This window comes from Chamaesiphon sp. VAR_69_metabat_338 (genome assembly GCF_031423935.1).
Classification (GTDB): domain Bacteria; phylum Cyanobacteriota; class Cyanobacteriia; order Cyanobacteriales; family Chamaesiphonaceae; genus Chamaesiphon.
In genome coordinates, this window is the sequence record NZ_JANPGM010000152.1 from 1 (window position 1) to 2,878 (window position 2,878).

Here is a 2,878-nt window from a genome sequence, read left to right on the forward strand (position 1 = left end):
TAAGGGGGATTTAGGGGGATTTACACCAATTTCGCTTCTCACCAAAGATGTGTATACACGGTAGCCCCCAAGCTTGGGGGAGGGGAGCCAGAGCCAGAGGCGAGGGCGGGGTGAGGGCACAAGGGATTTCGATTGCAAAAGAAGAGTTTATGAATCCGATCTAATTTTTATCGACTAAACCTTCACCAGCAATTCTCGCCCTCGCCCCTACTTATTTACTTGCCCCGTTAGCTTGGCAATCATCTGAATCAATTGAGTGGGATCGGCAGGTTTGGCCAGATGTACTTGAAACCCAGCATCGATCGCCAATTGTCGTTCTCTGTCACCGGCATAGGCCGTAAATGCCACTGCGGGAATTTGGCCCCCCAGATCGGTCGCCAATGCTCTGACTTGATGGATCAAGGCATATCCATCTGTTTCTGGCATGCCGATATCGGCTAAGAGTAGGTCATATTTGCCCTTCGCTGCGATCAATGCCGCCATTGCCTCAGTAGTTGAGGTCGCGATTGTCACTGTTGCGCCCGCGTTTTCGAGGATGTATTCGATCGAATCGAGGATATCTAGCTCATCATCAACGACGAGAATGCGTAAGCCAACTAGCGAGACAGCCTCGGGCGTCGTGACAGATTGCTCGGCGATGGGTAGTAATGGGGTCAGATCGAGTGGTAACTGGATAATCATGGTGGTTCCTTTGCCTTCACCCGCGCTTTCGGCACGCACCGTCCCGCCGTGAAGTTCCACGATATGTCGGACGATCGATAATCCCAATCCCAACCCCTGCACAGATTTACTGGTACTAGAATTGCCTTGACGAAATCTGTCGAAGACGTAGGGCAATAATTCTGACCAGATGCCTTGCCCAGTGTCGCTAACTCGCATCTGGGCATGAGTATCCGTTGTGGTTAAGGAGATCTCCACGCGTCCGCCAGTGGGTGTAAATTTAATCGCATTCGTCAGCAGATTGCAGCACACTTGTGCTAACCTGTCAACATCGCCCACGACCGTCGCTGGGTTGAGCACCGACAGCAGTTGAATCGATTTATCATCGGCAGTAAGTTGGAGGGATTCGATCGATCCATTGATAATTGGGACTAAATCAAGTTGTTGCAGGTTGAGTTTCAATTTACCCGTGGCAATACGGGAGAGATCGAGCATATCCTCAATTAATTGCGACTGCGCCCTGGCACTACGATAGATGACTTCCAAACCCCGATCGATCTTGGCTCTGCTGAGTTTATGGATGCGCAGCAGTTGTGCCCAGCCCACGATTGCCGTTAAGGGGTTCCGCAGTTCGTGCGAGAGGTTGGATAAGAAATCATCTTTAGCCCGGTTGGCAGTCTCCGCTGATTGACGGGCTAATTGCTCCTGCGCGAGGAGCTGCGTGCGTTCGGTTTCAAACTGCTTGCGCTCGGTAATATCTTCGATCGACAACAGAATTCGAGGTGTATCGCCAACGGCAATAATCTTCAGAGCATTGAGCAGCATCGTTTTCTTACCGATGCGATCGAAGTGATGCTCGACTTCATAGTTGTAGATGACGGTATCATTAGTACAAATATCCTCCAGCAGCGATCGCAATCCCGGGATCTGCCACTGTCCGTTACCCAGCCCAAACACTGTCGATCTTGTGGTTTCAGTTTGAGACACCTGAAACGTTTCGCAGAAGGCTCGATTGGCAGTATTCACCTGGAAGTCGGCTTCTAGTACGAGTAAGGGTACTTGCACGGTTTCGACGATGGCTTCGGCATAATTTCGAGCTGCGACGATGGTGGCAGCACTGCGCTTGAGGTCATCAATGTCGAGTAAAATCAATACCACGCCATCGATCTGATTCTCGGTAGTTAAATAGGGACGAATCCGAAGCACGTACCAATATCCGGCGTGAGTTTGCACCTCCAATTCTTTGACCTTGAGGGTCGCCAATACTTCTAAAATTAACGAATCTAGATCCGGAATATTTAGATTGCTTCTGATATCACCCAGGGGTCGTCCGGTATCGGTAGCAATAAAGTTAAATAACTGTTGAGCCATCGGTGTAAATCGCCGAATCCGTAAGTCATTAGTTAACATCAAAATGGGGATGTTAATACTAGAGAGCAAATTAGTTAAATCGTTGTTAACTAGAGCTAATTCTGAATTGCGGCGGCGCAGTTCGTCGTTGGTAGTACTGAGTTCTTCATTAGTTGACTGAATTTCTTCTTTAGCAGTTTCTAGTTCCTCATTCGTACTCTGCAACTCCTCGTTGCTAGACAAGATTTCTTCATTGGCAACTTTGAGATCTTGATTACTGTATTCCTGCTCTTGCACCACTGCTCGTAAAGATGCTTGAGTCGCCGTCAGACCCTCAACTGCCGTAGTCAATTCTTGCTGGAGTCTGATATTTTCCCGTTCGATATCTCCGGCCGGCATTGAGACGATCGGCTCAGAGCGGCTAATGGCAGGGAGTGGCGCGTCCTCAAATAACACCAAGAAGCGGCTCGATTGCGCAGCCGGCAGCTTAAACGGAATTACCTGCAGATTGAAGCTACTAGATCGGTCGCTGTCTTGTAGGTGTAGACCATTTTTAGTTACTGGTAAATTGGTTTGTCGCGCTCGATCGACCGCCGCGCGGAGTTCGACTAATAAGCCCGATCTGACCAGGTTAAATAAGTTGAGATTAGCAACTCCCGCTACTAGTTTAAGATATCGATCGATCTCCCCTCGGAGTTGTAATACTTGCATTTTATCGTCAACTACCACCCCCACCGGCGTGTATCGATCGGCAATCAAGCGATCGACCTTTTTTTGTAAGTCCAACTCTTCGGATGCCGCCAGGATCGGCTGTCGAACTGGCAACGGACTAGACCCATTAGGCGATTTACTTGGTGGATAGCTGCTG

The 2,878-nt window shown here is 49.2% G+C and carries 1 protein-coding gene; it reads right to left on the bottom strand.

The window, feature by feature from the left end; translation table 11 throughout:
- Positions 1-207: 207 nt before the first annotated feature.
- On the bottom strand, positions 208-2,878 hold a 2,671-nt coding region (locus tag RMO84_RS04570), incomplete at its 5' end, for a PAS domain-containing protein (protein ID WP_310487298.1).